The 14693-nt window shown below is 70.6% G+C and carries 16 protein-coding genes; 9 read left to right on the top strand and 7 right to left on the bottom strand.

Annotated elements, in window-relative coordinates:
- The first annotated feature begins 7 nt into the window (after positions 1-7).
- Positions 8-265 carry a hypothetical protein gene (locus EXE51_RS11625; RefSeq protein WP_233125157.1) on the top strand — a complete coding sequence of 86 codons (258 nt, stop codon included), beginning with the start codon at positions 8-10 and terminating at the stop codon, positions 263-265.
- Positions 266-342: 77 nt separating this feature from the next.
- On the opposite strand, the gene EXE51_RS11620 is transcribed toward EXE51_RS11625, so the two are convergent.
- Positions 343-894, bottom strand: coding sequence for a hypothetical protein (locus tag EXE51_RS11620; RefSeq protein ID WP_137692707.1), 552 nt, complete (start codon positions 892-894; stop codon positions 343-345).
- Positions 891-1853: an RsmB/NOP family class I SAM-dependent RNA methyltransferase gene (locus tag EXE51_RS11615; protein WP_137692706.1), complete on the bottom strand. Its 963-nt coding sequence runs from the start codon at positions 1851-1853 to the stop codon at positions 891-893. The genes EXE51_RS11620 and EXE51_RS11615 overlap by 4 nt, the downstream gene beginning before the upstream one ends.
- A gap of 97 nt (positions 1854-1950) precedes the next feature.
- Between EXE51_RS11615 and EXE51_RS11610 the strand changes: the two genes are divergently transcribed.
- Positions 1951-2691 carry a proteasome assembly chaperone family protein gene (locus EXE51_RS11610; RefSeq protein WP_086219131.1) on the top strand — a complete coding sequence of 247 codons (741 nt, stop codon included), beginning with the start codon at positions 1951-1953 and terminating at the stop codon, positions 2689-2691.
- A gap of 6 nt (positions 2692-2697) precedes the next feature.
- Here the strand turns inward: EXE51_RS11610 and EXE51_RS11605 are convergent, their stop codons facing one another.
- Together EXE51_RS11605 and EXE51_RS11600 are read right to left on the bottom strand one after the other, a co-directional pair.
- Entirely contained in the window at positions 2698-4068 is a 1371-nt protein-coding gene (locus EXE51_RS11605) for an isochorismate synthase MenF (protein WP_094495285.1), read from the bottom strand.
- 106 nt (positions 4069-4174) lie between these two features.
- Positions 4175-4789, bottom strand: a complete 615-nt coding sequence (locus EXE51_RS11600; RefSeq protein ID WP_094521352.1) for a sulfite oxidase-like oxidoreductase — start codon at positions 4787-4789, stop codon at positions 4175-4177.
- A gap of 254 nt (positions 4790-5043) precedes the next feature.
- On the opposite strand from EXE51_RS11600, the gene EXE51_RS11595 reads away from it, so the two are divergent.
- The 3 genes from EXE51_RS11595 (at position 5044) to EXE51_RS11585 (ending at position 7656) form a co-directional block, all read left to right on the top strand.
- A complete protein-coding gene (locus tag EXE51_RS11595; protein WP_049929331.1) occupies positions 5044-5259 on the top strand; it encodes a cell surface protein in 216 nt (71 codons plus the stop codon).
- 94 nt (positions 5260-5353) lie between these two features.
- Entirely contained in the window at positions 5354-5632 is a 279-nt protein-coding gene (locus EXE51_RS11590) for a UPF0058 family protein (RefSeq protein WP_008442749.1), read from the top strand.
- Positions 5633-5736: 104 nt separating this feature from the next.
- Complete coding sequence (locus tag EXE51_RS11585; RefSeq protein WP_137692736.1) at positions 5737-7656, top strand: rhomboid family intramembrane serine protease; 1920 nt, start codon at positions 5737-5739, stop codon at positions 7654-7656.
- A 37-nt stretch (positions 7657-7693) separates the two neighbouring features.
- Here EXE51_RS11585 and EXE51_RS11580 read toward each other — a convergent pair whose 3' ends face one another.
- Both EXE51_RS11580 and EXE51_RS11575 read right to left on the bottom strand, forming a co-directional pair.
- Entirely contained in the window at positions 7694-8317 is a 624-nt protein-coding gene (locus EXE51_RS11580) for an METTL5 family protein (protein ID WP_049929329.1), read from the bottom strand.
- A gap of 3 nt (positions 8318-8320) precedes the next feature.
- Positions 8321-8719, bottom strand: coding sequence for a hypothetical protein (locus EXE51_RS11575; RefSeq protein ID WP_086219128.1), 399 nt, complete (start codon positions 8717-8719; stop codon positions 8321-8323).
- A 335-nt stretch (positions 8720-9054) separates the two neighbouring features.
- Here EXE51_RS11575 and EXE51_RS11570 point away from each other — a divergent pair, with 335 nt between their 5' ends.
- From EXE51_RS11570 to EXE51_RS11555, 4 genes are all read left to right on the top strand, one after another.
- The gene (locus tag EXE51_RS11570; RefSeq protein WP_006113981.1) at positions 9055-10008 is read left to right on the top strand and encodes a transcription initiation factor IIB family protein; all 954 of its coding nucleotides are present in this window, start codon (positions 9055-9057) and stop codon (positions 10006-10008) included.
- Between the two features lie 96 nt (positions 10009-10104).
- Positions 10105-10539: a universal stress protein gene (locus EXE51_RS11565; protein ID WP_049930070.1), complete on the top strand. Its 435-nt coding sequence runs from the start codon at positions 10105-10107 to the stop codon at positions 10537-10539.
- Between the two features lie 33 nt (positions 10540-10572).
- Positions 10573-12711, top strand: a complete 2139-nt coding sequence (locus EXE51_RS11560) for an AMP-binding protein (protein ID WP_137692705.1) — start codon at positions 10573-10575, stop codon at positions 12709-12711.
- A gap of 61 nt (positions 12712-12772) precedes the next feature.
- Positions 12773-13921: an acyl-CoA dehydrogenase family protein gene (locus tag EXE51_RS11555; RefSeq protein WP_049929326.1), complete on the top strand. Its 1149-nt coding sequence runs from the start codon at positions 12773-12775 to the stop codon at positions 13919-13921.
- A 7-nt stretch (positions 13922-13928) separates the two neighbouring features.
- Here EXE51_RS11555 and EXE51_RS11550 read toward each other — a convergent pair whose 3' ends face one another.
- Positions 13929-14603, bottom strand: coding sequence for an MBL fold metallo-hydrolase (locus EXE51_RS11550; RefSeq protein WP_137692704.1), 675 nt, complete (start codon positions 14601-14603; stop codon positions 13929-13931).
- Between the last annotated feature and the right edge of the window lie 90 nt (positions 14604-14693).

The raw sequence follows: 14693 nt of genomic DNA, 5'->3' as shown, positions 1-14693 counted from the left end.
ACGACGCATGAGCCAACTCACTACCATGGAACGAGTCGGACTGTACGGCGGCGGCGCGCTCATCCTGATCGGCACGGTCGGGATGGGGCTGCTCGAGATAATCGCGGGGGCGCCGCACCCGGTGTCGGGAGAGGGACAGGTCGTCCACGAGACGCTGATAAGCCTCAGCGTCCGGTCGTACACCATCCTGCTGGGGCTGCTGCTACTGGCGGCGTACGGAATCACCAACCTCGCCACCAAACCGCCGGAGGACACGTCGATCTGACCCGCACGACCCGCTGGAGCGCCGTCGAACCGCGGCGCTCCGACGACTGACTTTTTACCGAACGCCGGGAGGGCCGCTCACTCCACGACCGGCAGGTCCGCCCGGCTCCCCTTCGGGACCACGGAGCGCAGCTCGTCGTAGAGGTACAGCCCAACCCCGATCGGGACCGACTTGCCCGCGACCTCGTGGGTCGCGATCAGGTAGCCCCAGTCGCCGTCCCACTCGGGGAGGTCTTGGTCGTCACCCGCCGCGAACCGGGACGCCTGCGCCGGGTCCAGTTCGATCGCGTTCTTGGTCGCGAGGCGACCGAACCGCGAGACCGCCCGGCCGGTCGGCTTCCAGTGGTCCTGTCGCGTGCGCAGGAAAGTCATCCCGATCGCCTCGACCTCGCTGGGGTCGGTCGCCTCGCCGTTGAAGATCCAGATCTTCCCCGCGCCCTTCTCCCAGAAGGAGTACTCCGCGAACACCTCGGGGTCGATCCCGAACCGCTCCTCCCACCAGTCGAGGACCTCCGCGCGGCTCGCACGGCCCTCGACCTCGCGGTCCGCAGGGGTCGCGGGGAGCCGGTCGAACCGCTGGCCGTCGTTGGTGGGGGCGTCGCCCGCCTCTCCGCCGGTCTCGTCGCTCACGCGTCCACCACCCCGTCGGCGGCGGCCGCGCTATCGGTCTCATCGCCCGCCGCGCCGCCGACTCGAAGCTTCGCGCAGAAGAAGCCGCCCGTGTCGTTGCGGTGGGGGTAGATCCGCTGCGCGCACGTCACCGACTCGTCGTACGTCTCCCCCTCCCACTCGGTCACGCCGGGGTCGGCGTCGAGCGGCAGGTCGAACTCGACCAGTTCGCAGTCCTCGTTCGCGAGGACGTGGTCGAGGACGGCCTCGTTCTCCTCGGGCGCGAACGTACACGTGGAGTAGACGACGACGCCGCCGGGGCGGGTCGCCTGGACGGCCCTCGCCAGGACGCCCTTCTGGATGCCGGCGACCGCGTGGACGTGGTCGAGCGTCCACTGGTCGAGGACGTCCGGGTTCTTCCGGCACGTACCCTCACAGGAGCAGGGCGCGTCGACCAACGCGCGGTCGAACTCGTCGAACGCCAGCGGCTTCGTCGAGAAGTTGCGGGCGTCCTGGTTCGTGACGATCGCGTTCGTGATCCCGAGGCGCTCGGCGTTGTGCCGGAGCGCGGAGAGGCGCCCGAGGTTGTTGTCGTTGGCGACGACGGTCCCCTCGTCGTCCATCGCGTCGGCGATCTGGGTGGTCTTGCTGCCGGGCGCCGCGCAGGCGTCCCAGACGCGCTCGCCGGGTCGCGGGTCGAGGGCGAGCGTCGGCAGCACGGACACCTCCTCCTGCCCGTGAGTCCAGCCGTGGACGTACGGCCAGTTGCCGCCGGGGTTGCCGTCGGAGAGCCGGAAGAGGCCGTCGTGCCAGTCGACGGGCTCGTAAGCGACGCCCGACTCGTCGAACGCCTCGCGGACGCGGGCCGGCGTCGCCGCGATCCCGTTCGTGCGCACGACCGAGGGGAGGGGCCGGTCGCACGCCGCCCGGAACGCGTCGACGTCGTCGACGAGCGACTCGTATCGGTCGAGCGGATTCATGGCCCCCCTTTCGCGTCGGGCCGTTAGACCGTTTCGGGACGCGCGAGGTGCCTCCCGCCGCCGCACCTTTAGGTCGACCCCGGGCGTACGGCCGCACATGGCACGCATCTCCGTCCTCGACGACGGCGTCTCGCTGGACGAGCCGACGCTGATAGAGGGGTTCCCCGGCGTCGGGCTCGTCGGGAAAATCGCGACGGACCACCTGATCGACGCCCACGGGATGACCCACTACGCGAACGTCCACTGCGACGGGCTCCCGCCGGTGACCGTCTACCGCGAGTCCGAGACGGCCGCGACGACCCCGGTCCGGCTGTACGCCGACTCCGAGCTGGATCTCGTCGCGCTGCGCAGCGACGTCCCCGTGAACCCGGGGGCGGCGACGGAGGTCGCGGCCTGCCTCGGCTCGTGGTTCGACGAGATCGACCTGTTCCCGGTGTTCCTCTCCGGCCTCGGCCGCGAGAAGGACGAGGAGCCCCCGGAGCTGTACGGGATCGCGACCGGGAACGGCGCCGAGGCGCTGGACCGCGCCGAGGTGTCGGAGCCGTCGGAGTCCGGGCTCGTCTCCGGGCCAACGGGCGCGATGCTGGCGGCCGCGCTGGAGGACGACCGCGACGCGGTCGGGCTCGTCGTCGAGTCCGACCCGCAGTTCCCCGACCCCGAGGCGGCGCGGGCGCTCATCGTCGACGGCATCGACCCGATCGCGGGGATCGAGACGCCGACCGACGGGCTCGTGGAGCAGGCGACGGAGATCCGGAACGCGAAGCGCCAGCTCGCAGAGCAGATGCGACAGGCGACCGAGGAAAGCACGCAGGCCGAGCCGCTGAAGATGTTCCAGTAGGCGGGGTCAATCCGCTGCGTCGCCCTCCAGCTCGTCGAGGATCGGCCGGTACTTCAGCTGGACCTCGTCCCACTCGCGGTCGGGGTCGGAGTCGGAGACGACGCCGACGCCGGCGAACAGCGTGGCTCGACGGCGGGTTCCGACCGCGGACCGGATCGCGACCGCGAACGCGCCGTTGCCGGCGGCGTCGATCCAGCCCACCGGCGCGGCGTACCAGCCGCGGTCGAACGGCTCCGTCTCGCGGATCGTCGTCAGCGCGCGGTCCGGCGGGAGCCCGCCGACCGCCGGGGTGGGGTGGAGCGCCTCGACGAGTTCGAGGACGTGTCGGTCCGCGTCGAGCTCGGCGGTGATCGGCGTGTGGAGGTGTTGGACGGTCGCGAGTCGTCGAACCCGACGCTCGCCCGCGGAGACCGACGCGGCGAACGGCTCAAGCTGGTCGCGGACCGTCTCCGCGACCAGCTCGTGCTCGTGAACGTTCTTCTCGTCGTCGAGGAGCTCGCGCGCGAGCCACTCGTCCTCGCTCGGCGTCTCGCCGCGGCCGGTCGTCCCGGCGAGCGCGTCGGTCTCGACGGTCCGCCCCCGCAACGAGACGAGTCGCTCCGGCGTGGCGCCGAAGAAGGCGCTCTCCCCCGCGGCGGGCTCGAACCAGTAGCGGTGGCAGTCGGGGTACTTCTCGGCGAGGCGTTCGAGGGTGGCCGCCCGCGGGAAGTCGGCCGCGAGGTCGGCCTCCAGCGCCTGCGCCAACACCACCTTCTGGAGGTCGCCGTCGGCGATCCTGTCGACCGCGGCGCCGACGCTCTCGCGCCACGCGTCGCGGCTCGTCGTCCGGCGGCTCTCGCGGATCCCCGGGCGAGGGGGCCGGGAGCCGGCGGCCGCGGTCGGCGACCCGGCGTCGACGGCGTCGAGGGCGGCGAACCGGTCGACCTCGCGGGCGAGCCGGTCCTCGACGGCGTCGACGCCGGCGTCCGGCCCGACCGCGTTGACCGTGAGCCACGCACCGTTGTCGGCGTAGGTCAGCTGGACCCGCGGCAGGACGAACCGGGCCTCCGGAAACGGCGCCCACGGCTCGCCGTCGCAGGCGCCCTCGTGGAAGGCGAACCCGCCGAACACGCGGGGGCGGGCCGCCTCGGTGCCGGCGTGGACGTCGCCGGACTCGAACAGCTCCGTCGCCGACTCGCGGATCGCCGCGAACCGGTCGCCCCCGGACGCGGTCAGCGTCGCGGCCTCGCCGCCGCCGATCACCAGCGCGTCGTCCGGCGCGCTCCACGTCGTGCGCGGGGTGGGAAGCGCCTCGAACGCCGCCGCGAACGCCGGCTCGACGACCTCGGTGGTCCGGCTGACCAGCGGCGACGACGACCGCGAACGCGCCTGTTCCATGCGTATCGAGTCGGGGACGTGGACCCTTTATCCTGACTATCGGGGCGGAGGACCGGGGGAACTCGGGCGACGACGCGGACGGGCCGAGCGCGACCCCGGGGGGCGCTCAGCTGTAGCGCTCCTCGTTCCAAGGGTTCGCCGTGTCGCTGTACCCCCGCTTCTCCCAGTAGCCGAGTTCGGGCTCGGTGAGGAACTCGACGCCCGAGACCCACTTCGCGCCCTTGTACGCGTACTTGTGCGGCGTGACGACGCGGATGGGGCCGCCGTGGTCGGCCGGGAGGTCGTCGCCGTCGTAGCCGTAGGTGAGCTGGACGCCCGGCTTCGTACACTCGTCGAGCGGGAGGTCGGTCGTGTAGCCGTCGAGCGCGTGGAACATGACGTGTTCGGCGTCGTCGCGGACGCCGGCGCGCTCGGCGAGGTCGGCGAAGGAGACGCCCGTGAACTCGCAGTCGAACTTACTCCAGCCGGTCACGCAGTGGAAGTCCTGTCGCTGGGTGACCGACGGGAGGTCGCGGAACTCGTCGAGCGAGAGGGAGAGCGGCTCCTCGACTGCGCCCCACACCTCGAACTCGAACGTCACCGGGTCCCACGAGGGCGTCCCGCTCTTCGAGAGGACCGGGAAGCCGTCCGTCTCGCGCTGGCCCGGAGGGAGTCTGTCGTCGCCGTACTCGCGGTAGAGGTCGGTGAGGTCCTCGGCCGCGTCGACGCCGGAATCGGTCATGAACCGCCGTTCGGCCCGGACCGACGTATGAATGTCGCTCCCAGAGGACGTGCTGGGGACCCGCGAGTGTCGCCCTCGAACGGCACGGACGCCCGGCGGCGAGACACCGGTACCGCTCGGCGGGGGATTCGTACAAACCTAACCGACCTTCAGAAGATAAAAAATGAACTTTCGAGTCTCTGCTTTGAGTTTTCATATCTCCGGATCTGCGACGCCAATTTTATATACGCCATGCCACAAGACCCGGACAGCAAATGCCACAAGTGAAGATAACCGTGCCGGAGCATCTGGAGATGCAGATCGCCCAGATGGTCGAGGAAGGAGAGTTCCTCAACCGCGAGGAGGCGGTCGAGGAGCTGTTGTCGACCGGCATCAAGGCGTACAAGACGAGCGGCCCGCGAGACGACGACGACTCCAACGGGTTCGAGGACGAGGGGATGATGGGCCACGAAGACGAGTACGTCTTCTGACCGCGCGGCTCCCTCGGTCGAGGTCTCCGCGGCGCAGAACCGTGCGTACCGCCCTCAACAACGCTTAAAGGGCCTACGACCCGTATCCGTGGGTATGCACAAGGACGAGCTGCTTGAGCTTCACGAACAGATGGTGACGATCATGGAGCACTTCCGCGCGCAGGAGACGGTCGACGGGTCGCTGTTCGACCCCTACGACGAGCTCGAAGTCGACCCCTCCCACGTCCACAAATCGAAGAGCGAACACAAACACGCCGTGTTCGTCCTCGGTAACGCCTTAGCGAACGCGATGAGCGAAGACGAGTTCTCGCCCGCCGGCCGCGTCGGCAAGCGGATGGAGGAGCTGGCCGACGACGCCGAGAACAAGATCTGACCCGTCGGACGCTTTCGCCCGCCCGCTCGACCTCGCATTACGCCCGACCCCGTACCGCGCTCGACCCCCGTTATTGATGTGTGCGCGGCCCCGTCGAACCTGACATGGTCGCGGACGCGCTGGCGTCGGACACCGTCCACCTCGCCGCCGGCGCCGTCGCCGTCGCCGTCGCGCTCGCCGCGGTGTTCCTCGCGGATCGACGAGGGGCCGACTGGACGCGGACGCTCCGCTCGCGGCTCCTGCTCGGTGTCCCGTGGGGGACGCTCCTCGTTGTCGCCGGCGTGATCGGAGTGTACCTGTTCGTCCAGTCCGGAATCGACGACCCGAACCGACCGGTCGTGATCCCGTTCCGGTCGTGGTCGTACTTCTACCCGGAGGGGCTCGTCTGGTCCAGCTTCGCGCACGCGGGCCGCGGACACATCACCGGGAACCTCCTCTCCGCGCTCGTCGCGGGGAGCCTCGCGGAGTACGCGTACGGCCACTTCCCCGAGGGACGCGAGGTCGGCGACCGGGAGCGGGCCGCCGTCCGGTCCCGGCGACTCCCGGATCGCCTGCGAGGTCTCCCGGGTCGAGTCCGTGAGATGCCGAGTCGAGCCCGACGGCTGCCGAGCCGGATCCGCGCCGTCGAATCCCCCGGCGAGAACCCCTACGTCCGTGCGTTCCTGATCGTTCCCGGCGCGGCGGTCGCGTTCGGCCTCGTCTCCGCGCTGTTCGCGTTGGGGCCCGTGATCGGCTTCTCCGTCGTCGTGTTCGCGTACTGGGGGTTCGCGCTCGTTACGCGTCCCGTCGCCGCGGTCGTCGCCACGACGGGAACGGCGCTCGTCGGCGTCGTCTACGACGCCCTCCGGACGCCGGTGGCGTTCGCCGAGGCGTCCCCATCCTACGGCGCCCCGGGGTGGGCGAACGTCGCGATCCAAGGGCATGCGCTCGGGCTCATCGGCGGCGCCCTCGTCGCCGTCGTACTCCTGCGGCGGCGGCGGACTCGAGGGCGGGACGACGGAAAACGCAGCGAGGACCGCGACGCGGGCGCGACCCCCGGTCGGTGGCGGTTCCATCCGAATACCGCGCCGGACCACGACGGGTCGCGCGCGGACGCGTCGGAGCGCACCGCGCTCGTCGTCTTCGGGGCGCTCCTGCTGTTCGGCGCCTCGCGTCGGCTGTGGGCGGTGTACTGGTACCTCGGCAACGAGCGGTACGAGCTGTACCGCGCGGTCGGCGTTGGGCTGCTCGCCCTGCTGGCCGCGATCGTCGCCGTCGCGGCCGCCTCGCGCGACGACCCGCTCTGGCCGTCCCGAGCGGTGCCGAAGCCCGAGACGCTCAGAGACGGGATCCGGTCGTCGACGCCGGCGGCGGTCGGACTGGTCCTGCTCACGGCGGCGCTGGCGGCCGTCGCGGGGCCGGCCGTCGTGCCGAACCTCGTCACGGTCGAGGACGGCGACCTCCCGGGCGACCCGATCGAGGTCGAGGGGTATCAGGTGACCTACGCGGAGAACGTCGAGGACCGACTCGTGGGCGTCGTCGACGTGGAAGCGTTCGGGCGCTCGACGTCGGTCAACACGTCGGGGGTGATCGTCAGCGACCCCGACCGCGAGATATGGACGACCGCCGTCTCGAAGGGGAACCTCGCGTTCTGGGGGTACCGCGCGGTCGACGTGGGGGGCACCGGCTGGCGGGAGACCGTCTGGGTTCAGCGGGTCGGCTGGGTCGCCGCGAACGGCGGTCCGGCGTACCGGGTCGACGCGGTCAGGAACGAGACGAGACGGACGCTGTTCACGAGCGACCCCGCCCGGGCTGAGCCCCGGATCGACGGGCGGAACGTCGTCATCGCGGCCACGCCCGACGGGTTCGAACTGACGGTTGCCGGCGGCAGCGGGAACAACGTCACGGCGCCGCTCCCGGCCGCGAACGAGACCGAGACCGTCCGCGGGATCACGTTCGTTCGCGAGGGCAACGCCGTGTTCGCGCAGCGCGGCGAGACGCGAGTGCGGATCGCACAGCGGGAGCGGTACGAGGGACGGCGGTAGCCCGCGCCGGCGGGCCGGGAAGAGAGCGTCCGGCCCCCTACGACCACTCGATCCGGTACACTTCGGTGTCGATGTCGCGCGCCTCGTCGGTGTGGTGATCAAACTGTGCGTCGATCCGGAACTCGGCCGCGAACGCGTGCGTCACCTCGCCGCCCTCGTCGGCGGCGAACGCCTCGACGAACTTCCGGCTACCGGCGTTGTGGACCGAGTAAGAGACTTCGGCGAGGTCGCTCGCGACCGCGAGGAACTCCCGATCTGCGTTGCGGTTTCCGTCCTGTGCGCCGAACGGCGGGTTCATGACGACGGTCGCGGGCTCGGAGACCGCGAGCGGCGGGCGGGTCGCGTCGCCACGAACCCAGTGGACCGGCGCGCTGGCGGCGACGCGGCGCTCGTTCCCTCGGGCGGTCGCGAGCGCGCCCCCGTCGAGTTCGAGGCCGACGACGCGGGCGGGGCCGCGAAGCGCCGCCGCCAGCGCGAGCATCCCCGTGCCGGCGCCGAGGTCGAGCACGGTCCGCCCCTCGACGTCGCCGTGGAGGTCCGCCAGGTGGACGACGTGGGCGGCCAGCTCCGGCGGCGTCGGGTACTGTTCGAGGGCGGCGTCGGGGCGCTCGAAGCCGGCGACGACGCCGAGCTTGGTCGCGAGCGAGCGCTTCGTCGCCATCGGTCAGGCGCCGCCGGCGTCCGCGCCCACCCGGACGAGTTCGACGCCCTCGCGGTCGGCCCGCTCGGCGAGCGCCGCGAGCGCCGTGCGGGCCTCTTCGCGGACTTCGCCGGTGACGCTGACCTCGATCCGGCCGGCGCCGAGGAACGCCGCGGCGCGGAGGAGCCCGCGCAGTCGGTCGACCTCGCGCTGTCGCTCGAGGGTGCTCTCGGCGTCGAACTCGGCTTCGGCGGCGACCGCGGCGGGCTGGTAGCCGCGGGCCGCGAGCCCCCGCTTGAGGTCGCGGAGGTGCTCGGGCGCGGTGCTGTCGAGGTCCGCCGCGTCGATGACGACGGGATCGACGTCGGCCGGGCGACAGCCGCGAAGCGTGCGTTCGACGCCGGGCGGGGAAGTCGTACTCATACACGCCTATTGGTATAGGTTATACAAAAATCTTCTTGAATGTTTAGGAGTAATAAACTTGGGCACCGGGGGTAAGACCGACGGAACTGGCGAGAGGTGGGCGTCAAACGACGCCCGAGGCTCGACCGGGGCTCCGTCCACGGTCACGTTTCGTGCGTCTCGGTGCGGGTGGCCGGGCGACGGTAGGGCAGCCAACGATGTGTATTCTGTTCGCTAATCTGCTATTGGTCCCTCTCTAACGTCCGAAAACGCGATTTCACGTTGGTTCGAGAACCGTCAGGATCGATGATAGGGGTGGACAAGGCTTAAATGCGCGACTGACCAGAAACCTTTTAATGGAACGTCCGAGTCGCCAGCGGCAACAGGAGCGGGACACGGAGCAGGAAACGGACGAATCGACGGTCTCCTGTCCGGAGTGTGACTCGGAGAACATCGTCACCGACGCCGATCAAGAGCTCGTCTGCGAGGACTGCGGGCTCGTCTTGGACGAGCGGAACATCGACCGCGGGCCGGAGTGGCGCGCGTTCAACCACAACGAGCGGCAGTCGAAGTCCCGGGTCGGCGCGCCGATCACGGAGACGATGCACGATAAGGGGCTGACGACGACGATCGACTGGAAGGACAAGGACGCGTACGGGCGGTCGCTCTCCTCCGAGAAGCGCTCGCAGATGCACCGACTGCGGAAGTGGCAGGAGCGGATCCGGACCAAGGACGCGGGCGAGCGCAACCTCCAGTTCGCGCTCTCTGAGATCGACCGCATGGCGAGCGCGCTCGGCGTTCCCCGGTCGGTACGGGAGGTCGCCTCGGTCATCTATCGACGCGCGCTCAACGAGGACCTCATCCGCGGCCGCTCCATCGAGGGCGTCTCCACCGCCGCCCTCTACGCCGCCTGCCGGCAGGAGGGGATTCCCCGGAGCCTCGACGAGGTCGCAGACGTGTCGCGGGTTCCGCAGAAGGAGATCGGCCGGACGTACCGCTACATCTCCCAGGAGCTCGGCCTAGAGCTGAAGCCGGTCGATCCCAAACAGTTCGTCCCCCGGTTCGCATCCGCGCTCCAGCTCTCCGAGGAGGTCCAGTCGAAGGCGACCGAGATCATCGATGTCTCAGCCGAGCAGGGGCTGCTCTCCGGGAAGTCCCCCACCGGTTTCGCGGCCGCCGCCATCTACGCCGCGTCGCTGCTCTGTAACGAGAAGAAGACCCAACGCGAGGTCGCCGACGTGGCGCAGGTCACCGAGGTCACCATCCGAAATCGGTACCAAGAGCAGATCGAAGCGATGGGCTTCCGTTAGGCGGTCGGCCGGTCGAGACCCCGGAGTTCGTCCCGTCTCGGGATCTGAACAGTTGGATCGGGTTTTTAATCGCTACCCGCTGTAGCGGGGAGTGTGATGTACTCGGATGTCCTCGTTCCGACCGACGGCAGCCCGGCGTCGGACGCCGCGATCGAACACGCGATCGACCTCGCAGACCGGTACGACGCTCGCCTCCACGCGCTGTACGTCGTCGACGGCGCGGCGTACTCCAGCCTGGAAGCGGGCGCGGAGATCGTCGTCGAGGCGCTCGAATCGGAGGGCGAGGAGGCGACGGGACGCGTGGCGGATGCCGCCGCGGACGCGGGCGTGGAGTGCGTCACCACCGTCGCGTCCGGCACCGCCTACCAGTCGATCCACGACTACGTCGACGAGAACGACATCGACGTGGTGGTGATGGGGACCCACGGCCGGAAGGGGCTCGACCGCTACCTGCTCGGGAGCGTCACCGAGCGGGTCGTCCGCACCTCGGACGTTCCGGTGTTGACCGTGCGACAGCCGGCGGATGAGTAGCCGCACGGCCTCGGGCGAACGGGGGTGACACCGATGCGCGACTGGCTCTCTCACCGCGTGGTCTCGTCGCCGGACGGGACCGCCCTCGTCCGCGCCGAGGACGGCGAGGCGTGGAGCTACACAGACCTCGACCGGCTCGTCGCCGAGACGGCGGGGCGACTCGTCGCGCACGGACTGGGCGAGGGCGACCGGGTCGGCGTGCTCACGCCCCCGTACGTGGGCACCGTCGGCCTCGTCCACGCGACGATGCGGATCGGCGCCACGTTCGTCCCGCTCGGCGAGGAGCTGACCGCCCGCGAGATCGCCGCGCGGATCGACCGGACCGACCTCGACGCCGTCGTCTGCGCCGAGCCGACCGAATCGACCGCGACCGCCGCGGTGTCCGAGATCGAGGGCGTCCCCGTTTACTCCGTGGACGACCCGGCGGACGCGGACGTAACTGGGATCCACGACGTCGATCCGGCGTCGCTCGATCCCCCGGAGTGGTCGTTCGAGGACCCGCTCTGCGTGCTGTTCACCTCGGGGACCACCGGCGAACCCAAGCCTGTCCCGCTGACCGCGGGCAACGTGTACAGCTCCGCGGTCGCCTCCGCGTTCCGCCTCGGGGTCGAGGCCGACGACCGCTGGCTGGTGTCGCTGTCGCTCCACCACATGGGCGGGCTCGCGCCGGTGTACCGGTCGGTGCTGTACGGGACGACCCTCGTGTTACGCGAGGGGTTCGACGCGGGCGGCACCGCCGACGACATCGACGCCTACGACGTGACCGGCGTCTCGCTCGTCCCGACGATGCTCCGGCGGATGCTCAACCGGCGGGGGACGCTGTCGGACTCGCTTCGGGTGGTCCTGCTCGGGGGCGCGCCAGCGCCGGCGGAGCTGTTGGAACGGTGCCGCGACTACTCGATCCCCGTTTACCCGACGTACGGAATGACGGAGGCCGCGTCGCAGATCACGACCGCGACGCCCAGACAGACCAGAGACCGGATCGGCACGGTGGGAAAACCCCTGTTCGGCACCGACGTGACCGTCGTCGACGGCGGCGACCCGGTCGACCCCGGCGAGACCGGCGAGATCGTCGTCAGCGGGCCGACGATCACTCCGGGGTACCTCGTCGAGGACGACGGCGACCCGGACGCGGTCGACGGTGCGGGCGCGTCAACCACCGATGCGGTCGAGGGGGGCGACGCATCCTCCATCGGGTCGGTCGGCGTGAACGGGATCGAAACAGCGGACCTCGACCGCTCCGATTTCGGCCCGTACGGACTCCGAACCGGCGACGTCGGGCGGTTCGACGAGGACGGCTACCTCCACGTGCTCAACCGCGTCGACGACCGGATCATCAGCGGCGGCGAGAACGTCGAACCCGGGGAGGTCGCGGACGTGCTCCGGGAGTACGACGACGTCGACGACGTGGCGGTGGTCGGGCTCGACGACGAGGTGTGGGGCGAGCGCGTCGCCGCGCTCGTCGCCGTCGGCGACCAGTTCCGGTCGGCGGCCGCCGACCCGGCCGTCGACGACGCGGTCCCAGAGATCGATCCCTCGGTGACCGACGGGGAAGCCGACGGCGCGGACGGGGGCGACGCGGAGAGCGAGGCCGCGATGTCGGCCACCGGGGCCGGATCCGTCGGTCCCGCGCCGATCGACGAGGCGGCGTTCGTCGAGTTCGCCCGCGAGCGGCTGGCGCGGTTCAAGATCCCCAAGACGATCGCGTACACTGCGGAGCTGCCGCGGACGGTCTCGGGGACGGTCGACAGGGAGGCGACGCGCGCGCTCCTCCGCGAACACGGGGCGGACCCGCGCGGGAACCCCGACCTCGAGACCGCGGGGTTCGAGCCAGCCGACCCCGCGGAACCGCCCGCGGAGTCGGACGCGGCGGGGAACGAGTCGGACGCCGCGGAGCCTGACTCGGACGACCGGCCAGCGGGGGGCGGCGAGGCGGACGACGCTGCGGGAGGAGCGAACGACGCGGGCGCGCTCGAAGGCGGCACGGTGGCCGACGGAGAGCCTTCGTCGGATGCGACCGAGGGAGACGAGGTCGCGGCCGGATCGGAGGGAGTCACGCGACGCGACGCGGAGGTGGGCGGCGACGAGGAGACAAGCGGCGACGAGGACGGCGACGCGAGGGCGGGCGCTGACGGAGAACGCAGCGACGCGGACGCGGTCGACGACGCGTGAACTCGCCCGGAGTTCTTCGTTGTTCCACGAAGGTTTTGTCCACGGGGTCCACAGGGTCGGTATGGAGTTGCTCGACGACAGCATCGTGCCGGAGCGCGCGCGAGACGTCAAACAGGAGGCCCGCGAGTTCGCCGACGAGTACATCGCACCGAACGCCGAGTCGTACTACGACACCGGCGAGTACCCGTGGGAGGTGCTCGAAGCCGGGATGGACGCCGGGCTCGTCGCGCAGGACATCGGCGAGGAGTACGGCGGGAAAGGGTTCGACCTCGCGCAGGTGCTCGCCATCGCGGAGGAGTTCTACCGCGCGGACGCGGGCATCGCGCTCACCCTCCAGCTCGCCAGCTTCGGCGCGGAGATGGTCGAGGACTACGGCACGGAGGAGCAGAAGGAGAAGTACCTCCGGCCGGTGGCCGAGAACGAACAGCTCTCGGGGCTCGCGGTGTCGGAGCCGCAGACCGGCTCCGACCTGGCGGGCATGACGACGAAGGCCGAGAAGGTCGAGGGGGGCTACGAGCTCACCGGCGAGAAGTACTGGGTCGGCAACGCGGTCGAGGCCGACTGGCTCACCGTCTACGCCAAGACTGGCGAGAGCGACGACCGTTACTCGAACTACACGCTGTTCATCGTCGAGACGGACTCCGACGGCTACGAGGCCGAGCACATCCCCGAGAAGATGGGGATGCGCGCGTCGAAGCAGGGCCACATCGTCTTCGAGGACTGCTTCGTCCCCGAGGAGAACGTCGTCGGCAGCGAGGGCGGCGGGTTCTACGCCCTCGCGGACTTCTTCAACCACGGCCGCGTCATCGTCGGGGGCCACGGACTGGGCCTCGCAGCCGCGGCCATCGAGGAGGCCGAGGCGTTCATCGACGAGCGCGAGGCGTTCGGCCGCACCATCGACGACTTCCAGGCCGTCCAGCACACGGTCTCGGACATGCGGATCGGCTTCGAGTCGGCGCGCGCGCTCAACTGGCGCGCCTGCGAGAAGGTCGCGAACAGCGAGGACGCCGGCTACTGGGCCGCGCTGGCGAAGACCAAGTCCACCGAGGTCGCCACCGACTGCGCCGAGAAGGGGATGAAGCTCCACGGCGGCCGGTCGAACCTCACCGAGCGCCGGATCGCCCGCGTCTACCGCGACGTGCGCATCCCGGTGATCTACGAGGGCGCCAACGACATCCAGCGCAACCTCATCTACCGGCAGTCGCGCTAGGCGGCGTTCAGAGCGTCGCCGCCAGCCGGCGCAGCGCCTCGTCACCCCCCGAGGCGAGCGGGTCGCCGTGCCCGACGCAGGCGACGTCGAACGCGGGGGCGCGCTCCGCGAGCGACCGGACGCTCGCCGCGACCGCGCCCGTGTCGTAGCTTATCACCCAGCCGGACTCCGTCAACTCGCCGTCGGACTCCGAGACGAGGTCGCCGAGCAGCGCGACGCCCAGTTCCTCGCTGACGTAGGCGACGTGGCCGGGCGTGTGGCCCGGCGTGTGGTACGCCGTGAACGAGCCGATCGCGTCGCCGTCGCGGACGCCGACGATTTCGAGTTCCGGGAGATCGGTGACGAGTCCGCCGAGCCGCTGTATCAGCCCTTTATGATTCCCGAGCGGGGGGGTCCGATAGCCCCGCAGCAGTTGCGCGTCGAAGCCGTAGGCGTGGACCGGCGCGTCGAGCTCCGGCGTCAGCGCCGCCAGCGTCCCGACGTGATCGAGGTCGTAGTGGGTGAGGAGGACGCGCCCGATCGCCGAGAGATCGACGCCGGCGTCGCCGAGGCCCCCTCGGATCGCGCCCTCGTCCCACGGCGTCCCGGCGTCGACAAGCGTCGGCACGTCGTCGAAGACGAGGTACGCGTTGACTCCGCCGCAGTCGAGTCGCCAGACGCCGTCCGCGATCTCCGTGGCCATGGCCGCGAGTAGGAGTCAGCGCGGTATGAACGCTGCCGTGGCGGAACCGACGGCGAGGGGACGGAACTCGCGCCGACGCTCTCGCGGGGT

Source organism: Halorubrum sp. CGM5_25_10-8B (genome assembly GCF_005435095.1).
Taxonomy (GTDB): domain Archaea; phylum Halobacteriota; class Halobacteria; order Halobacteriales; family Haloferacaceae; genus Halorubrum; species Halorubrum ezzemoulense.
Note: the sequence above shows the minus strand (reverse complement) of the source record. Positions and strands in the feature narration are given on the sequence as shown.